The 17,275-nt window shown below is 64.5% G+C and carries 14 protein-coding genes; 11 read left to right on the top strand and 3 right to left on the bottom strand.

Translation table 11 applies throughout. The annotated features are described in order from the left end of the window. The first annotated feature begins 5 nt into the window (after nt 1–5). Together ACOIX3_RS29715 and ACOIX3_RS29710 are read left to right on the top strand one after the other, a co-directional pair. Nucleotides 6–1,142, top strand: coding sequence for a helix-turn-helix transcriptional regulator (locus ACOIX3_RS29715; protein WP_420965515.1), 1,137 nt, complete (start codon nt 6–8; stop codon nt 1,140–1,142). Between the two features lie 163 nt (nt 1,143–1,305). Then, nucleotides 1,306–2,295, top strand: a complete 990-nt coding sequence (locus ACOIX3_RS29710) for a LysR substrate-binding domain-containing protein (protein WP_420965514.1) — start codon at nt 1,306–1,308, stop codon at nt 2,293–2,295. A gap of 54 nt (nt 2,296–2,349) precedes the next feature. Here the strand turns inward: ACOIX3_RS29710 and mobA are convergent, their stop codons facing one another. Beyond that, on the bottom strand, nt 2,350–2,967 hold the full coding sequence (gene mobA / locus ACOIX3_RS29705; protein WP_420965513.1) for a molybdenum cofactor guanylyltransferase MobA: 618 nt from the start codon (nt 2,965–2,967) through the stop codon (nt 2,350–2,352). After that, entirely contained in the window at nt 2,960–3,844 is an 885-nt protein-coding gene (locus tag ACOIX3_RS29700; RefSeq protein WP_420965512.1) for a formate dehydrogenase accessory sulfurtransferase FdhD, read from the bottom strand. The genes mobA and ACOIX3_RS29700 overlap by 8 nt, the downstream gene beginning before the upstream one ends. A 195-nt stretch (nt 3,845–4,039) precedes the next feature. Between ACOIX3_RS29700 and glp the strand changes: the two genes are divergently transcribed. The 5 genes from glp (at nt 4,040) to ACOIX3_RS29675 (ending at nt 11,655) form a co-directional block, all read left to right on the top strand. After that, the gene (gene glp, locus ACOIX3_RS29695; protein ID WP_420965511.1) at nt 4,040–5,293 is read left to right on the top strand and encodes a gephyrin-like molybdotransferase Glp; all 1,254 of its coding nucleotides are present in this window, start codon (nt 4,040–4,042) and stop codon (nt 5,291–5,293) included. Nucleotides 5,294–5,502: 209 nt separating this feature from the next. Beyond that, a complete protein-coding gene (locus ACOIX3_RS29690; RefSeq protein ID WP_420965510.1) occupies nt 5,503–7,215 on the top strand; it encodes an NAD(P)H-dependent oxidoreductase subunit E in 1,713 nt (570 codons plus the stop codon). Between the two features lie 36 nt (nt 7,216–7,251). Further along, on the top strand, nt 7,252–10,038 hold the full coding sequence (gene fdhF, locus ACOIX3_RS29685) for a formate dehydrogenase subunit alpha (RefSeq protein WP_420965509.1): 2,787 nt from the start codon (nt 7,252–7,254) through the stop codon (nt 10,036–10,038). Between the two features lie 56 nt (nt 10,039–10,094). Further along, the gene (locus ACOIX3_RS29680; RefSeq protein WP_420965508.1) at nt 10,095–10,889 is read left to right on the top strand and encodes a dienelactone hydrolase family protein; all 795 of its coding nucleotides are present in this window, start codon (nt 10,095–10,097) and stop codon (nt 10,887–10,889) included. A gap of 70 nt (nt 10,890–10,959) precedes the next feature. Continuing rightward, the gene (locus ACOIX3_RS29675) at nt 10,960–11,655 is read left to right on the top strand and encodes a substrate-binding domain-containing protein (RefSeq protein ID WP_420965507.1); all 696 of its coding nucleotides are present in this window, start codon (nt 10,960–10,962) and stop codon (nt 11,653–11,655) included. A 38-nt stretch (nt 11,656–11,693) separates the two neighbouring features. On the opposite strand, the gene ACOIX3_RS29670 is transcribed toward ACOIX3_RS29675, so the two are convergent. After that, complete coding sequence (locus ACOIX3_RS29670; protein WP_420965506.1) at nt 11,694–12,230, bottom strand: hypothetical protein; 537 nt, start codon at nt 12,228–12,230, stop codon at nt 11,694–11,696. A 38-nt stretch (nt 12,231–12,268) separates the two neighbouring features. Between ACOIX3_RS29670 and ACOIX3_RS29665 the strand changes: the two genes are divergently transcribed. The 4 genes from ACOIX3_RS29665 to ACOIX3_RS29650 all read left to right on the top strand — a co-directional run bounded on the left by ACOIX3_RS29665 (nt 12,269) and on the right by ACOIX3_RS29650 (nt 16,596). Further along, complete coding sequence (locus ACOIX3_RS29665; RefSeq protein ID WP_420965505.1) at nt 12,269–12,907, top strand: exopolysaccharide biosynthesis protein; 639 nt, start codon at nt 12,269–12,271, stop codon at nt 12,905–12,907. Between the two features lie 115 nt (nt 12,908–13,022). Continuing rightward, nucleotides 13,023–14,234, top strand: coding sequence for an ABC transporter substrate-binding protein (locus tag ACOIX3_RS29660; protein WP_420965504.1), 1,212 nt, complete (start codon nt 13,023–13,025; stop codon nt 14,232–14,234). A gap of 986 nt (nt 14,235–15,220) precedes the next feature. Continuing rightward, entirely contained in the window at nt 15,221–15,622 is a 402-nt protein-coding gene (locus ACOIX3_RS29655; RefSeq protein WP_420965503.1) for an Imm1 family immunity protein, read from the top strand. Between the two features lie 197 nt (nt 15,623–15,819). After that, a complete protein-coding gene (locus tag ACOIX3_RS29650) occupies nt 15,820–16,596 on the top strand; it encodes a DUF4239 domain-containing protein (protein ID WP_420965502.1) in 777 nt (258 codons plus the stop codon). The last annotated feature ends 679 nt before the right edge of the window (nt 16,597–17,275 follow it).

The following is a 17,275-nucleotide window of genomic DNA, read 5'->3' as shown; positions in this document are numbered from 1 at the left end:
CCGACATGCGTGAAGCTGACGAACTGTCGCGGGTCATCGGCGACATCTATGATGCTTCGCTCGACCCGGCACTGTGGCCGAGTGCGTTTGAAACCATCTGCGGCTACATCGGCGCGGCCTCCGCCAGCCTGCATTCGCAGGACTCGGTCAGCAGGGCAACGGACGCGCTGTTCTGGTGGGGCCGCGAGTCCGACGCGCCGCACTATTTCAAGCTCTATCGGGAGGGGTACGGCAAGATCAATCCGATCTTTCCGGGCGTCGTCTTTTTCGAAGTGGAGCAGCCGGTCGCCGTCCCCGACGTGATTTCCTGCGAGGAGTTCGTTCGGACGCGCTTCTTTCGCGAATGGCTGTTGCCGCAAGGCCTGACCGACGGCCTGTTTTCGAACCTGGAGAAGGGCGTGACGAGCTGCGCGCTGTTCACCGCCATGCGTCACGCCGGGCAGGGCCAGGTCGACGACCGCATGCGCCAGCGGTTCGAACTGATTACGCCGCACGTCCGGCGCGCCATGCTGATTGGCAAGGTCATCGATCTCCATCGCGTCGAGGCAGCGGCGCTGGCGGACAGTCTCGACGAACTCGTCTCGAGCATGTTCATTGTCGATTCGACCGGCCGCATCATCCATGCCAATGCCAGCGCCCATCGCCTGATCGCCGAGGCCGATGTGCTGCGTTCCAACCGCGGCCGGATCGCAGCGCTTGATCCCGAGGGCAACCGGCATCTGCTTGAAATATTCGCGGCGGCCCAGGCGGGCGATGCGGCCGTCGGAAAGAAGGGGATAGCAATGCCGCTGACCGCGCGCACCGGCGAGCGCTACGTCGCTCACGTGCTGCCCTTGACCTCGGGCGCGCGCCGCAAGGCCGGAGTTTCCTACTCGGCAGCGGCGGCTGTGTTCGTCCGCAAGGCCGCGCTGGATTTACCGTCACCGCCCGAGGCTATCGCCGACGAGTTCAGGCTGACGCCGGCGGAGGTTCGGGTCATGTTTGCGATCGTCGAGATCGGCGGCGTGCCCGAAGTCGCCCCGGTGCTCGGCATTTCCGAGCAAACCGTCAAGACTCATCTGCATCGCATCTATGAAAAGACCGCCACGAAGCGACAGGCCGATCTCGTGAAGCTGCTCGCAAGTTATTCCGGACGGCTCTGAGTCAACCCGCCGCGGCATCCTGACGGATCGGCTTAGGATAGAATCTGCCGACTGAGCTCATTGTTGGAATCATTTCCCAACAATCCGTCTCATCTCGCACTGTTTTGGAATCTTCCGCGCCATCTCCAGCGCTACCCTGCGGTCTTTCCCGGGGACGCCGCCCATGCCGCTTGCCTCCATCGACGTCGACATCTCGCGCGCCGCCACGCCCGCGGAGACCGCGCTGACCCGCCGCGTCGATCTCACCACGCTCCGCCTGTTCGTCGCGGTCTGCGACGAGCAGAACCTCACCCGCGCCGCGCACCGCGAGGGGATTGCGGCCTCCGCAGTGTCGAAGCGGATGAACGATTTCGAGCTGGCGTTCGGCGTCACGCTGTTCAAGCGGCTCGCCAAGGGCATGGCGCTGACGCCGGCCGGCGAGGCGCTGCTGCATCACGCCCGGGTCACGCTGCTCAATGTCGAGAAGATCGCGGTCGAGCTGTCGGAATATTCGCAAGGCGTGCGCGGCCATGTCCGCATGCTCGCCAACCTCTCGGCGATCGTGCAGTATTTGCCCGAGGACCTCTCCGCCTTCTTCGCGGCGCATGAATTGCTTCGCGTCGATCTGCAGGAGCGGCCGAGCGGGCAGGTGGTGCGCGGCATCGAGGAGGGCGCCGCCGAGATCGGGATCTGCTCGGCCGAGGCCGACAGCCGCGCGCTCGAGGCCTTCCATTATCGTTACGACAATCTGGTGGTCGTGATGCGGCCGGACCATCCGCTGGCCGGCCGCGAGAAACTGCTGTTCACCGAGACGCTCGATTTCGACCATATCGGCCTGCACACCGCGAGCTCGATCTATCTGCGCTCGCAATATGCGGCCACGCAAGCCGGCAAGACGATGCGGCTGCGCATCAACGTGCCCGGCTTCGATGCCGTCTGCCGCATGGCGCAGGCCAATATGGGCCTTGGCCTGATTCCTGATCGCGCCTTCGCGGTCGTCGGCGCCGGCATGGGGCTTCGTGCGATCCCATTGCGGGACGATTGGGGGCGGCGCGAGCTGAAGATCGTGGTCCGCGATGCCGCGCATTTGTCCGCAACCGGCCGCCTGATGCTGGACTATCTGCGCGCCGTGGAAACGGATCGGAGAGGGCGGGCCGGCAGACAGCTCGGCTAGCTGCGTGCTCGCAACCGGGGATGTCCGTTCCAGACGCAAGCGCAGGCGCGCGTCTCATCCGCCGTCGAGTGCGGCGATGCGATCGGCTTCCGCGATGTCTTCGACGGTGTTGGCGTTGAAGAACGGATCCAGCGGCTCGGTCGGCCACTCGACTGTTGCCAGCGGATAACGCGCAGTCCAGCGATCGATCTTGCGCACGTCCTCCTCGACCAGTGCATGGCGCAACTCGTTCCGCAACCGCACGCTCCAGAGACCGATGACCGGATGCGTCTGGCCGCCGGATGAGGCGACCGCGAGTTCGGCATTCTCCGCCGCACGCGCCTGCTCCAGGCGTGCGACAAGATTACGCGGAAGAAACGGACAGTCGCCTGCAGCGCTCAGCACCCACTTCGCATCCGGCCGGTTGGCCGCGGTCCAGTCGAGCGCGGCCAGGATGCCGGCGAGGGGGCCGGGATAATCGGCGACATCGTCGGCGACTATCGGAAGGCCGAAGGCGCCGAAGCGCGCGGGGTCGCCATTGGCGTTGATGATCAGCCCGCCGCATTGCGGGGCGAGACGGTCGATCACCCGTTGCAGAATGGTCCGGCCGGCGATCTTGCGCATCGGCTTGTCGCCGCCGCCCATCCGCCGCGCGAGGCCACCGGCCAGCAGCACGCCCGGGATATCAGTCATTGTCGGCCTCGCCCTTGCGCTTGTGCCGCATCGATTCCTCTTCGACATAGTCGAGGTTCTGGTCGTAGACGATCCGCCCCTCACCCGACAGCGCGATGAAGCGCTTGCCGCGCGCGCGCCCGATCAAGGTCAATCCGACCTGTCGCGCCAGATCGACGCCCCAGGCGGTGAATCCGGAGCGGGAGACCAGGATCGGGATCCCCATCCGCACGGTCTTGATCACCATCTCGGAAGTCAGCCGTCCGGTGGTGTAAAGGATCTTGTCGGCCGGATCGACATTGTGGCGATAGATCCAGCCCGCGATCTTGTCGACGGCGTTGTGCCGGCCGACATCCTCGGTGTAGCAGACCGGCGTGCTCTCCTTACACAGCACGCAGCCGTGGATGGCGCCCGCTTCCAGATAGAGTGACGGCATGGTGTTGATGGTGTGCGTCATCTGGTAGAGCCAGGAGGTCCGCAGTTCGGCCTTCGGCAGCGCGACCTTCTCGACGGCTTCGAGCAAGTCGCCGAACGCCGTTCCCTGCGCGCAGCCCGAGGTCTGCGTCCGCTTCTTCAGCTTCGCCTCGAAATTGGTGTGGTGCTCGGTGCGGACCACCACCACCTGAAGATCGTCGTCATATTCGACCTCGGTGACGACGTCGTCGTATTTCAGCATGTTCTGGTTCAGGAGATAGCCGAGCGCGAGGTATTCGGGATAGTCGTTGATCGTCATCATCGTGACGATCTCCTGCGCGTTGAGGTACAGCGTCAGCGGCCGCTCGACCGGTACCCTGATCTCGGTCGGCGCGCCGGTCTGATCGATGCCGATGACGCGCTCCGTCAGTCGCGGGTCGTCCGGGTCTGGAACAATAACGGGCGCGGTGGTCTTCTTGGTCACAGGTCGGCGTCCCAATGGGTTCACATGGCAGCGAAGCAGGAGATATAAGCACGATCGGAGACGGACTGGCCACTCTCCGCCGCCTCGCCGGAACTGGCAGGGATTCGTCAGGATGGTCCGGCTTTTAAGGATAACGCCGCGGTTCGCGATGTGGGTCGAACAAATCTTGTCGATGGCCGAGGACTGAGGGACATCATGGCGCAGCTTTCCGACGACTGCTTCGCGTTCGGCGGACCGATGATGTCGGTCGACGAGGCCGTCGCGATCATCGCCTCGCGCGTGAAGCCGGTCGGCGAGACGGAAGCCGTTGCCCTGGTCGACGCCGACGGGCGGATCCTCAGCCACGACGTGGCCGCGCCGCTGCCGCTGCCGCCTTTCATGAATTCCGCCGTCGACGGCTACGCGGTCTCCGGCGCAGACCTGCCGGCGAGCGGTGAGCGCGCGTTTCCCGTCGCCGGGCGCGTGCAGGCAGGAGCGCCGGCCGAGCCCGCGCGGCCCGGCCAGGCAGTGCGGATCTTCACCGGCGCGCCGATGCCCGAGGGCACCGACACCGTGTTCATGCAGGAGGACGTGCGGATCGACGATGCCGGCAACGTGATCCTGCCGTCGGGCCTAAAGGCCGGCGCCAATGTGCGTCCGGCCGGCGAGGATATTCCACGCGGCCATGTCGCACTGGCGGCGGGCCGGCGGCTGCGGCCACAGGACATCGCGGTCGCCGCGGCCTTCGGGCTTACTACGCTCGACGTGGTGCGGCGCCTGCGCGTCGGGGTGTTCTCCACCGGCGACGAGCTGGCCGCGCCGGGGAGCCCGCGCGCCGAAGCGCAGCTGTTCGATTCCAACCGCTTCATGCTGATCGCGATGTTGCGGCGGCTCGGTTGCGAGGTCGGCGATCTCGGCATCCTGCGCGACGAACGGGCCGAACTTGCTGCCGCGCTCACGCAGGCCGCACGACGCTACGACCTGATCCTGACCACGGGCGGCGTCTCGACCGGCGAAGAGGACCACGTCAAGGCCGGCATCGAGCAGGCGGGCTCGCTGGTGCTGTGGCGGATGGCGATCAAGCCGGGCCGTCCGGTGGCGATGGGGATCATCGACGGCACGCCGCTGATCGGCTTGCCGGGCAATCCGGTGGCGAGCTTCGTCACCTTCGTTCACGTGGTGCGGCCGACCGTGCTGGCGCTCTCGGGCGCCGTGCCGTCTGCCTTGCTGCCGATGCCGGTTCGAGCCGCCTTCAGCTACAAGAAGAAGAGCGGCCGCCGCGAATATGTGCGCGCTTCGCTGCGTCGGGCGGTGGACGGCGCGCTGGAGGCGATCAAGTTTCCGCGCGAAGGGGCCGGCCTGTTGTCGTCGCTGATCGACACGGATGGGCTGATCGAGCTCAGCGAAGCCGTCGTGCGGGTCGAGCCGGGCGATTTGGTCGGCTTTCTCGGCTACGCCGACCTGCTCTGAGGCCGCGAGACGCGGTCGAGATCGCGTGAGCTGGATGCGCGCGTGATTGGGAAATCAGATCGACCGATAGGCAAACATTAACAACGGCCTGCGCGGCAACCCGACGCTGCTAGAGGCGTTCTAAATGTGCTTGCCTGTGGCATGCCAGAGAATAGAGTTGGGTCGAACCGGCGCAACTTGCGCAAAGCCGGGTTCCAAGGCGAGGTTTCATGAGTGGAGACGACGTTCACAAGGTCCGCGCGTTCGAGCATCCTGGAGCAGGCAGGAAGCGCGCGAAAGCCACGCCCAAAGGACGCCAGGTCGACCCTGCGGCCGCTCATGAGATCGAGGCACTGCTCGCGGACCGGCCGAGGCGTCGCGACCTGCTGATCGAATACCTGCATCTGATCCAGGACAAGTATCACCAGATCTCGGCGCAGCATCTTGCGGCGCTCGCCGACGAGATGAAGCTGTCATTCGCCGAAGTGTTCGAGACCGCGACCTTTTATGCGCATTTCGACATCGTGAAGGAAGGCGAGCCTGACATCGCGCCACTCACCGTGCGGGTCTGCGATTCGTTGACTTGCGCAATGCTCGGCGGCGAGAAGCTTTTGAAGGATCTCCAGAGCCGCGCCGGCCCCGGCATCCGTGTCGTGCGGGCGCCGTGCGTCGGCCGATGCGACACCGCACCCGCTGCCGAGGTCGGCCACAACTTCGTCGATCATGCCACCGTCACCAACGTGCTCGCTGTGGCGAAGAGCGGCGACACCCATGTGCATCTTCCGCCTTACGTCGATTACGACGCCTATGTTGCCGATGGCGGATACAAGCTGCTGACGCGGCTGCGCTCGGGCGAGCTGCCGCGAGAAGACCTGCTGAAGGCGCTCGACGATGCGTCGCTGCGCGGTCTCGGCGGCGCCGGTTTCCCCACGGGGCGCAAGTGGCGCGCCGTGCTCGGCGAACCCGGTCCGCGGCTGATGGCGGTGAACGGCGACGAAGGCGAGCCCGGCACGTTCAAGGACCGCTACTATCTCGAGACCGATCCGCATCGTTTCCTCGAGGGCACGCTGATCGGCGCCCTCGTGGTCGAGGCGCCCGAAGTCTACATCTACATCCGCGACGAGTACCCGGCCTGCCGCGAGATCCTCGCGCGCGAGATCGCAAAGCTTCCGCCTGGTGGCCCTGTGCTGCATCTGCGGCGCGGCGCCGGCGCCTATATCTGCGGCGAGGAATCCTCGCTGCTGGAATCGATCGAGGGCAAGCGCGGCCTGCCGCGGCACAAGCCGCCATATCCGTTCCAGGTCGGGCTGTTCGACCTGCCGACGCTGATCAACAACATCGAGACGTTGTGGTGGGTGCGCGACATCGTCGAGAAGGGCGCCGATTGGTGGAAGAGCCACGGCCGCAACGAGCGCCATGGTCTGCGCAGTTTCTCGGTGTCGGGACGCGTCAAGGATCCCGGCGTCAAGCTCGCGCCGGCCGGCATCACCCTGCGCGAGCTGATCGACGAGTTCTGCGGCGGCATGGCCGACGGCCACACCTTGCAGGCCTATCTGCCGGGCGGTGCGTCCGGCGGCATCCTGCCGGCATCGATGGACGACATCCCGCTCGATTTCGGCACCCTGGAGAAGTACGGCTGCTTCATCGGCTCCGCCGCCGTCATCGTGCTCTCGCAGGCCGATGACGTCAGGGAGGCCGCGCTGAACCTGATGAAGTTCTTCGAGGACGAGAGCTGCGGGCAATGCACGCCCTGCCGCGCCGGAACCGAGAAGGCGGCGCTCTTGATGCAGCAACCGGTCTGGAACAAGGAGCTGCTCGACCAATTGAGCCAGGCGATGCGTGACGCGTCGATCTGCGGGCTCGGTCAGGCGGCCTCCAATCCACTGACTTCGGTGATCAAATATTTTCCGGACGGGTTTCGTCCGCAGCAAGCCGCTGAGTAGGCGGACCAAGCAGGCGAACTTCGACGAGGATTTTGAATGAGCAACGATCACAACTCCGGCCAGACGATCCAGTTCGAGCTCGACGGGCACCAGGTCGAGGCACGGGTCGGCGAAACCATCTGGCAGGTCGCCAAGCGCCAGGGCACCGAGATCCCGCATCTGTGCTATTCGCCCGAGCCGGACTATCGGCCGGACGGCAACTGCCGCGCCTGCATGGTCGAAATCGAAGGTGAGCGCGTGCTCGCGGCGTCCTGCAAGCGGACGCCTTCGGTCGGCATGAAGGTGAAGTCGGCCAGCCAGCGCGCCGTCGCCGCGCAGAAGATGGTGATGGAGCTGCTCGTCGCCGATCAGCCGGCGCGCGAGACCTCGCACGATCCGGACTCGAAATTCTGGCACTGGGCCGAGAAGACCGGCGTGACCGAAAGCCGCTTCCCTGCCACCGAACGCTGGCACGCCGACACCAGCCATCCGGCGATGCGCGTCAATCTCGACGCCTGCATCCAGTGCGGCCTCTGCGTGCGGGCCTGCCGCGAGGTGCAGGTCAACGACGTGATCGGCATGGCTTATCGTAGTCACGGCTCGAAAATCGTGTTCGACTTCGACGATCCGATGGGCGAATCGACCTGCGTCGCGTGTGGCGAATGCGTCCAGGCGTGCCCGACCGGGGCGCTGATGCCGGCCGTGATGCTCGACGACAAGCAGACGCGCGTCGTCTATCCCGACCGCAAGGTGGACTCGCTGTGCCCGTATTGCGGCGTCGGCTGTCAGGTCACCTACGAGGTCAAGGACGAGAAGGTGATCTACGCGGAAGGCCGTGACGGTCCCGCCAATCACAACCGGCTCTGCGTCAAGGGCCGCTTCGGCTTCGACTACATCCATCATCCGAACCGGCTGACCAAGCCGTTGGTGCGGCTGCCGGGCGTGAAGAAGGATGCCAACGACCAGGTCGACCCCGCAAATCCCTACACCCATTTCCGCGAGGCCTCCTGGGAAGAGGCGCTCGATCTGGCCGCAGCGGGCCTGCGGAAAATCCGCGACGAGAAGGGTGCCAAGGCGCTCGCAGGATTCGGCTCGGCCAAGGGCTCGAACGAGGAAGCCTATCTGTTCCAGAAGCTGGTCCGCACCGGCTTCGGCTCCAACAATGTCGATCACTGCACGCGGCTGTGTCACGCCTCGTCGGTGGCGGCCCTGTTCGAGGGACTGAGCTCCGGCGCGGTGTCGGCGCCGTTCTCGGCCGCGGCCGACGCCGAGGTGATCTGGGTGATCGGCGCCAATCCGACCGTGAACCATCCGGTCGCCGCGACCTTCATCAAGAATGCCGCCAAGCGCGGCGCCAAGCTTTACGTGATGGATCCGCGGCGGCAGGCGCTGTCGCGCCACGCCACGCAGCATCTCGCCTTCAAGCCGGGCAGCGACGTCGCGATGCTCAACGCGATGATCCACACGATCATCACCGAAGGCTTGACCGACGAGCAGTACATCGCCGGCTACACCGAGGGCTATGACGAGCTGAAGGCGAAGATCCAGGAGTTCACGCCGGAGCGCATGTCGCCGATCTGCGGCATTCCCGCCGAGACGCTGCGCGAGGTGGCGCGTGCCTATGCCCGCGCCAAGTCGTCGATCATCTTCTGGGGCATGGGCATCAGCCAGCATGTCCACGGCACCGACAATGCGCGCTGCCTGATCGCGCTCGCTTTGATCACCGGCCAGGTCGGCCGTCCCGGCACCGGGCTGCATCCGCTGCGCGGCCAGAACAACGTGCAGGGCGCCTCCGACGCCGGCCTGATCCCGATGTTCCTGCCGGACTATCAGCCGGTCGGCCGCGATGACATGCGCGGCGCCTTCGAGAAACTGTGGGGGCAGCAGCTCGATCCGGTGCGTGGGCTGACCGTCGTCGAGATCATGAACGCGATCCACGCCGGCGAGATCCACGGCATGTATGTCGAGGGCGAAAACCCGGCGATGTCGGATCCGGATCTGCAGCACGCGCGCCAGGCGCTGGCCAAGCTCGATCATCTCGTCGTGCAGGATCTGTTCGTCACCGAGACCGCGTTCCACGCCGACGTCATCCTGCCGGCCTCGGCGTTCGCCGAAAAGTCCGGCTCCTTCACCAACACCGACCGCCGCGTCCAGCTGGCGCGCGAGGTGATCAAGCCGCCGGGTGACGCAAGGCAGGATCTCTGGATCATCCAGGAGATCGCCAAGCGGATGGGATTGGCCTGGAATTATGCCGGGCCGGGCGAGGTCTTCACCGAGATGGCGGAGCTGATGCCGTCGCTGAAGAACATCACCTGGGAGCGGCTGGTTCGTGAGGGCGCGGTGACCTATCCGGTCGACGATCCCGACAAGCCGGGCAATGAGATCATCTTCACCACGGGTTTCCCGACCGAGAGCGGCCGCGGCAAGATCGTGCCGGCCAAGGTGATCCCGCCCGACGAATTGCCCGACGACGAGTACCCGATGGTGCTGTCGACCGGACGCGTGCTCGAACACTGGCACACCGGCTCGATGACGCGCCGCGCGCAGGTGCTGGACCAGATCGAGCCGGAAGCGGTCGCGTTCATGACGCCGAAGGACATGCGCAAGAAGGGGCTCGTGCCCGGCGACTTCATCCGCCTCGAGACGCGCCGCGGCGCGGTCGAGGTCAAGGTGCGCGCCGACCGCGACGTGCCCGAGAACATGGTCTTCATGCCGTTCTGCTACGCGGAGGCGGCGGCGAACTTGCTGACCAACCCGGCGCTCGATCCGTTCGGCAAGATTCCGGAGTTCAAGTTCTGCGCAGTCCGCGCCGAGAAGATCGATATCCGGACGGCGGCGGAATAGCCGTCCGGGCCAAAAACAAACGCAACGCGGCGACGCCAACCCGCAGGGAGATCAGCATGCGAACGATCATCGTCGGAGCACTTTGCGCCATCGCAATGGTCGCGAGCGCACACGCCGCGGTCAAGGAAGAGCCGGTCACCTACTCCGACGGCGAGACCACGATGAAGGGCTTCGTCGTCTATGACGACGCGAGCCAGGCCAAGCGGCCCGGCATCGTCATGGTACACGAATGGTGGGGCATCACCCCGCATATCCATAACGAGGCGCGGAAGTTCGCGGAGCAGGGCTATGTCGCCTTCATTGCGGACATGTACGGCGACGCCAAGACCGCCGACAATCCGAAGGACGCCGGCGCGCTCGCGGGATCGGTGATGAAGGATGCGAAGGTGATGGAGCAGCGCTTCAACGCCGCGCGCGAGCAGCTCGCCAAGCAGGCCTCGGTCAATCCGCAGCGGATCGGCGCCGTCGGTTACTGCTTCGGCGGCGCGGTGGTGCTGAACATGGCGCGCACCGGCGCCGATCTCGCCGCCGTTGCCGGCTTTCACGCTACGCTCGGTCTCAATACTCCCGCACCGGCGCCGGGCACCGTCAAGGCGAAAATCCTGATTCTGAACGGCGCCGACGACCCGTTCGTGAAACGCGAGCAGTACGATGCGCTGAAGAAGGATTTCGACGCAGCGAAGGCCGATTACCGGATCATCGAATATCCGGGCGCCGTGCACGCGTTCACGAACCCCGAAGCCACCGAGCTCGGCAAGAAGTTCAACCTGCCGCTCCGGTACGACGCCAAGGCCGATCAGGAATCGAAAGCCGAAGCGGCCAAGCTGTTTGCCGCAAACCTTCAGAAATGAGCCAACGGGCCGCCGACATGGTGCCGCTGCCTTGACGCCGACAACCGCCGATGCCCCGGAAACGATCAGGGTGATCATTTCCGGCGGCTTCGCTGCCGTCTACCGGGAAGTCCTGCCCGAATTCGAGCGCAGCACCGGCATCAAGGTGGAGACCGGATCCGGCGCATCGGAGGGCTCCGGTCCGAAAACGATCAGGCACCAGCTTGCGCACGGCACCAAAGCGGACGTGGTGATCCTTTCGCGCGAGGGACTTCGCGGGCTGAACGAGGACGGGCGGATTCGTGCGGGATCCGACACGGGCCTCGCGACGGCGCCCTTGGCGGCCGCGGTTCGCTCAGGCGCTGCGAAGCCGGACATCGGCAACGCTGTTGCGCTGAGACAGGCCTTGATCGATGCGGGCCAGGTGGTGGCGCCAAGCAGCACGAGCGGACAATACGTTCGCGACAAGGTCTTCCCCAGGCTGAACCTGCCGGACACGGTGCAGCTCACCCTCGAGGCGCGCGGAACCGAGGCGGCCGAAGCGCTGCGCGCGGGCAAGGCGAATTTCTCGATCGGGCCGACCAGCGAGCTGGTTCAGGAGACCGGTATCGAGGTGGTCGGTCTGCTGCCTCCGGATCTGCAGCTTGTGCAGACCTTCACGGGCGCTGTCGTCAGCGACTCAAAGTCGCCTGACGCTGCCAGGCGTCTGATCGATTTTCTGTCCTCGGATACCGCTATCTTGCGCGCGGCGATCAAGCGGGCCGGCATGGAGCGGCCCGGCGGATAGGCTGCCGTCGCCGACTGTTGCGCTGATCGCCGCGCGGCTCAGCGATCCCCGGTGCCGGGTGCCACGTTGAGCGGTGCGCCACCGGTCGAAATCGGACCTGCCGGTTTTGGCGCCCGAGCCGGCGGCGGCTTTCGGGGCTTCGGGGCAGCCTGCGCGACCGGCGCGCGCGGCTGGTCGGCCGCTGCGGTGGCCGGCAATGGCACGGGGGCTGGAGCCGGGCGCTGCAGCGCGTCGACCTTCGACGTCAGGCTCGCCAATTGGTCGACGACGGCCTTCAGCTGCTCCTGCTGGTCCGCCACCGATTTGCCGAGCGCGCCGATGTCGTCCTCGAGCTTCTGCTGGGTCGCGAGCAGATCCGGCAACGTCTCCTTGTCGCCTGCGGCCACCCTGTCGCTGGCCGCAGCGTTGCCCAGGGACGGGACCAGCGGCGCGATCTGCGGCCAGGCATAGACACCCCCGGCGCCCGCACAGGCGACGACGACGATCAGCAGGAACCACGGCCAGCGGCGGCGCGCGGCGGGAATCGGGCTTGACGGCGCATGGTGCTGCCATGCCTGGTCGGAATCGTTGGTCACCCATGCTTCCTAGTCTGCTTCGGCAGCTGTTGCAATCGATGCCGAGTCTGACCACTTTGGCAGCTATGTCCCCTTCGTCCGGAGCCCCATTGGCGCCCACGCATACGTCCCAACTTCTTGAGGAACTCGTCGCTCAAGCACCGGACGGCCCCGTCGATCTCGAATGGCTCCTCAGCAACCTGGACAAGCGGTCGTTCGGCCTGCTCCTGCTGCTCCTGGGGCTGCTGGTCATCATCCCCGGCGTCGCGACGGTTGCGACGCTGGCGCTGCTGTTTCCGGCGGTCGAGATGATGCGTGGCCGCAGCGCGCCGTCGTTTCCGCGCTTCCTGTCGAAGCGACAGTTCGACTTCAAGCGCTTCAAGCGATTCACCGTTCTCGTCCGTCCGATGCTGCAGGCGATCGAGCGCATCAGCCGGCCGCGCTGGGACGCGCGTCGCGACGTGATCGACCGCCTCGTCGGACTGGTGGTGTTTCTGCTCGCCTTCTCGGCAGGCTGGCCGCTGCCTCTGGTGAACGTCATTCCGGGAATGGTGGTCGTCCTGATCGCGGTCGCCTACCTGCAGGAGGACGGCCTGCTGCTGACGATCGCGATGGCGGCTGCGCTAATCTGCCTGCTCGGGCTTGGATGGACGCTGTGGGCAACGTTCGGCGCCGTGATGGGTTGGATGGGGCTGTGACGCTCGACGGCTAGCGCAGTTCGATGTCCCGACTTCAGGGGTCGACATCTCGCGCGGGCTTGATCATGATCTCGCCGGACGTCGCGGCAAACAGCGACGCGAATGGGGAGAACACATGCGTTGCATCACGCTCGCGGCCGTCGCCGCGCTCAGCCTTGTTTCCACTTCGGCGGTTCTCGCTGCCGACAAGAAATACGATCCCGGCGCCAGCGATACCGAAATCAAGATCGGGCAGACCATGCCCTACAGCGGTCCGGCTTCGGCGTATGGCACGCAGGGCAGGGCCGAGGCCGCATACTGGAAGATGATCAATAGCCAGGGCGGAATCAACGGCCGGAAGATCACGCTGCTGAGCATGGACGACGGCTATAGCCCGCCGAAGACGGTTGAGCAGACGCGCAAGCTCGTGGAGCAGGATGAGGTCCTTGCCAATATCGGCTCACTGGGCACACCGACAAATTCGTCGATCCAAAAATATTTGAACGGCAAGAAGATCCCGCATCTGTTGATCTCCACCGGGGCCTCGAAGTGGAACGATCCGAAGGAATTCCCGTGGACCACGCCGTTCTATCCGCCCTATGCGCAGGAAGCTAAGATCTACGCCAAGTACATCGCCAAGGAGCTGCCCAACGCGAAGATCGGCGTGATCTACCAGAACGACGACTTCGGCAAGGACTATCTGAAGGGCTTCAAGGAGGGGCTGGGCGAGAAGGCCGGTCTCATCGTCAAGGAGCTCAGCTACGAGGTGACCGATCCCACGATCGATTCCCAGATCGTCAATCTGAAAGCCGCGGGCGCCGACGTGCTGATGACGATTACGACGCCGAAGTTCGGCGCGCAGGCGATCCGCAAGGTTACCGATCTCGGCTGGAAGCCGACGCACTTCATCGTGTCCGTCGCCAGCTCGATCGGCGGCGTGCTCGAGCCTGCCGGCCTCGAAGCATCCACCGGTCTCATGACCGCGCTGGCGACCAAGGTGGTGGGCGACCCCGCATGGGACACCGACAAGGGCGTGCAGGACTATCTCGCCTTCATGAAGCAGTGGTATCCCGAAGGCAATCCGATCGATGGCAGCAACCAGATCGGTTATCTGTCGGCGCAGTTCACGGCCATCATCCTGAAGAACTGCGGAGACGTGCTGACGCGCGAGAATCTGCTGAAGCAGGCCACCAACCTGAGCAAGGTCTCGCTGCCGCTCTTGCTTCCCGGCATCACGGTATCGGTGTCGCCGACCGACTATTCCACCTTCGACACGTTCAAGCTCGCGAAATTCGACGGCAAGACGTGGAAGTTCTTTGGCGAGAACATCAGCACCGCGTCGCGGTGAGGACAAGCGAGAAGCGGCCGCACTGACGAGCATCCGTGGACGCAGCAGATGTACTGCGTCCACGTGAAGCGTTTTCAATGTCGTCGTTGGCCCAAGCGATCAATGGCTCGAAAACGTTCTAGTGCGGACGTCTTGATCGCTTGAGGTCGGCGACTTGAAACTTCCCCGCGGCCTGCAGGCTGCTGCAAAGCCAGTAGGCTCTATTTCGGTACTCGCCCAGGAACCATTTCGTCTCGACGCAATCCACGTAGGATTTGTAGGTAAGGTTGTCCCTGCACGTTGCCGAGAAAGGTCCATGTGTTTGTCCGCCGCCCGACTCGCTACACCCAACCCAGGGGTCTTTGCCGTGGGGGAGGCTCGACTCGCAACCCCCGTTGCAGTTGCTGGCGACCTTCTCCAGACTTGCAATCCTCCCCAAGACCGAATCCGGCGCAGGCGACGGCGTTCGCGCGGTTGAGGATGACGTGTGGCCGGCCAGCGATGTCCGGCGAGCAGCCACCCTGCTGCTTGCGACCTCCTTCGGCCCGACTGGCCTTGCCGCCTGCTTCGGCGCGTCGACCGTGATGGAGGGAAGCGGGGCGCTGGAGCCTGTTGCGGTTTGCGACGCAGCGGGGCCGCTCAGCAGGAGTGTTGACAGGATAGCGACGGCGGATGGCGCGACAAACCTTGACGACAATTTCATGACCTTGTCCTCTCGAGGACGGACATGCCGTCCTAATTGCATTGCCACGCAGATTCAACTAGCCGAAATTCCAGAACTTGGCCACTGAGGGCAGAGGAATTTCTGCCGATGACCGCCCTTGACATGGTTGCCGGGGAGGATGCGGACCACGCGTCCAAGGCCGTTGCCACGTCTGTTATTGGCCCAAAGCGGACATTGCGGCGGCGCTGCTCGAGGTCGCCTTTTGGCCCAAAGCTGACCTGGTGACGGACGGCAGAGCAAGGCATATCGTTCCGCCGATAGCAACGACCAGCGAGACAAGATTGTGGATCTTTCGATTGTCGTTCATGACGCCGAGAAGGCCGTTCGAGTTTCGACTGTTGTCGACTTTGATAGAGCGATCAATAAGGCTCGCGATGAGGCGCGAACGCTAGGCAGATTGAACTTGATCTCGATCCAGACCTCAAACGGTAATGATCTTGCGCTGGTGGTGGGAGGCAAAGAGACAGTGCTCGCTTTTGAGTACGGACACCACAACCCGCCGTACTATGTAAGTCGCGGTGATCAGGCCAGGACGCAGCCGGTTATGACTTGTTACGTCGGGCTCGCCCATCATACGGAATTTCGACGGCAGCATGTCATACCCTATGAGAAGGGCCTACGTGCCGCTCGGGAGTTTGCCGAGTCTGAGACGCTTCCAAAGTCGATAGAGTGGATCGAGACGTAGTCTAACGTCTGCATATGGCCCAGAGCGGACATTACTGCGATCTGGCCAATGTCTTCTTCGGCTCAAAGGAGACCATGCCCAGACATGCCAACGACTTCCATTCAGGGGTACGCCTTCCGGTGCGGGCGTTTTTGGATGACGTGAACGTCACGCGCCCCTAGTCTGGTTGCAGTCGCTGTGGGGGCGTTGCCGTAACGATGATCAAGGCTTGGCTGGACTTTCCGACATACGAATTGTTTGCGGTTCTCGTCGTCCTCTATGCGGCGACCGGCGCTGCGATCGTTATCGCCAGTTTCAGCCCGGCAACCGCTCAGGCGAGGCGCCGCGTCGAAGGCGTCGTGGCTCCGTTCTTTGGTGCGGTCGGCGTGCTGTTTGCGCTGCTGACCGGATTTCTCGCCAGTGATATTGCCGATCGCAACCGTCAAGCGGCCCGTGCGATGCAATCGGAGGCGGGGGAATTGCGCAACGTCGATGCGCTCAGCATCGCCTCTGCCCTGGACATGCGCAACGTCCGATCCGTCCTTGCCAAATACGTCACGGCCCTGGTGAACGATGAGTGGCCGGCGATGACGGAGGACCATGAGGCGCGCACGGCCGAGTCCGCCTATAACGCGCTGCTGCAGGAAGTCAGTGATCCCAGGATCGCGCAGAAAGCGGGCGCACCGGTGCAGACCGCCTTGCTCAATGCCGCGGTCCGCGCCGGCAGCGCCCGCTCCGAACGGCTTGCGCTGGCGTCCGATCGCACGATCGATGCCAAATGGATCCTGGTGATCGTCCTCGGCGTGGTCACGCAGACCGCGATCGGGCTGGTGCATCTGAACAAGGCCGGTGCGCAGATCACGGCGCTCAGCGTGTTCTCGATCGCGGTGGTGATGGCGCTGAGACTCATTGGTCTGCAGGAGCGTCCGTTCGCCGGGGATATCCGGGTCGAGCCGGGACCTCTTACAGAACTCGCGAAGACCATCACGCAATGAGGATGCGGCGGCCGTTGCCGCCGGCGCAGCGTTCGTGCGTGCCGCATGGCGCTGTGTTCGTTCGGAGGTGTGTTGCCGATCGGACACGACGGGCAACTCAGCAAAACCTGTCAATATCGTGGTAAGAAAATATTCCGCTTGGCGTTTCACCCAACTCAGATGTTCAATACGTCCATCTCACCCGATCGAGGGCGCTTCGCGATCGTCACGAACGTGGGTCGAGATGCGGTGGACGCGGATTGCGCAACTGACGAGTGCGCATGAGGCGGACGGTGAAGTCGTGTGGTCCTGACGCCCTAGCGGCAGGTGTCTTTTCCGATTGCGCGGTGCGCGTTGCGAAGACGGTGACAAGCAAGCCCAGTCTCGCCGGGGAGAGCACGAAGTAAGCCGTAACCCATCGCGCAGGGAAAGCCGGATTGCTCCGGTTACACCTGTGGTCCTACCCCCGTGCTTTCTACCTTTTGCACGGGGCCCATGGGTGCGATCGGCACCCGGCTTTCCCTGCGCCCTCTTCAAGAGAGGGCGGAACGAAATGCAAAACTCCGGACAGATGGTGTCGCGAGAATGCGAAGCTGCGTCCTCATCTTCAACTGTCATCGCACAGCTCGACCGGGCGATGACACCGGGATGAAGTACGCAATGACGGTGCATTACATCGTGCGAGAACCATCCTCATCGT

Source organism: Bradyrhizobium sp. B120, assembly GCF_049075665.1.
In the GTDB taxonomy this organism is placed as follows: Bacteria; Pseudomonadota; Alphaproteobacteria; order Rhizobiales; family Xanthobacteraceae; genus Bradyrhizobium.
The sequence above is the reverse complement of the archived record's forward strand: the minus strand, read 5'-3'. Positions and strand labels throughout refer to the sequence as shown.

Bases quoted from the DNA above. Each gene is read 5' to 3' on its own strand.
- ACOIX3_RS29715 (WP_420965515.1), top strand. From the start codon at position 6: ATGCGTGAAGCTGACGAACTGTCGCGGGTCATCGGCGACATCTATGAT.
- ACOIX3_RS29710 (WP_420965514.1), top strand. From the start codon at position 1,306: ATGCCGCTTGCCTCCATCGACGTCGACATCTCGCGCGCCGCCACGCCC.
- mobA (WP_420965513.1), bottom strand. From the start codon at position 2,967: ATGACTGATATCCCGGGCGTGCTGCTGGCCGGTGGCCTCGCGCGGCGG.
- glp (WP_420965511.1), top strand. From the start codon at position 4,040: ATGGCGCAGCTTTCCGACGACTGCTTCGCGTTCGGCGGACCGATGATG.
- ACOIX3_RS29690 (WP_420965510.1), top strand. From the start codon at position 5,503: ATGAGTGGAGACGACGTTCACAAGGTCCGCGCGTTCGAGCATCCTGGA.
- fdhF (WP_420965509.1), top strand. From the start codon at position 7,252: ATGAGCAACGATCACAACTCCGGCCAGACGATCCAGTTCGAGCTCGAC.
- ACOIX3_RS29680 (WP_420965508.1), top strand. From the start codon at position 10,095: ATGCGAACGATCATCGTCGGAGCACTTTGCGCCATCGCAATGGTCGCG.
- ACOIX3_RS29665 (WP_420965505.1), top strand. From the start codon at position 12,269: ATGCCGAGTCTGACCACTTTGGCAGCTATGTCCCCTTCGTCCGGAGCC.
- ACOIX3_RS29660 (WP_420965504.1), top strand. From the start codon at position 13,023: ATGCGTTGCATCACGCTCGCGGCCGTCGCCGCGCTCAGCCTTGTTTCC.
- ACOIX3_RS29650 (WP_420965502.1), top strand. From the start codon at position 15,820: ATGATCAAGGCTTGGCTGGACTTTCCGACATACGAATTGTTTGCGGTT.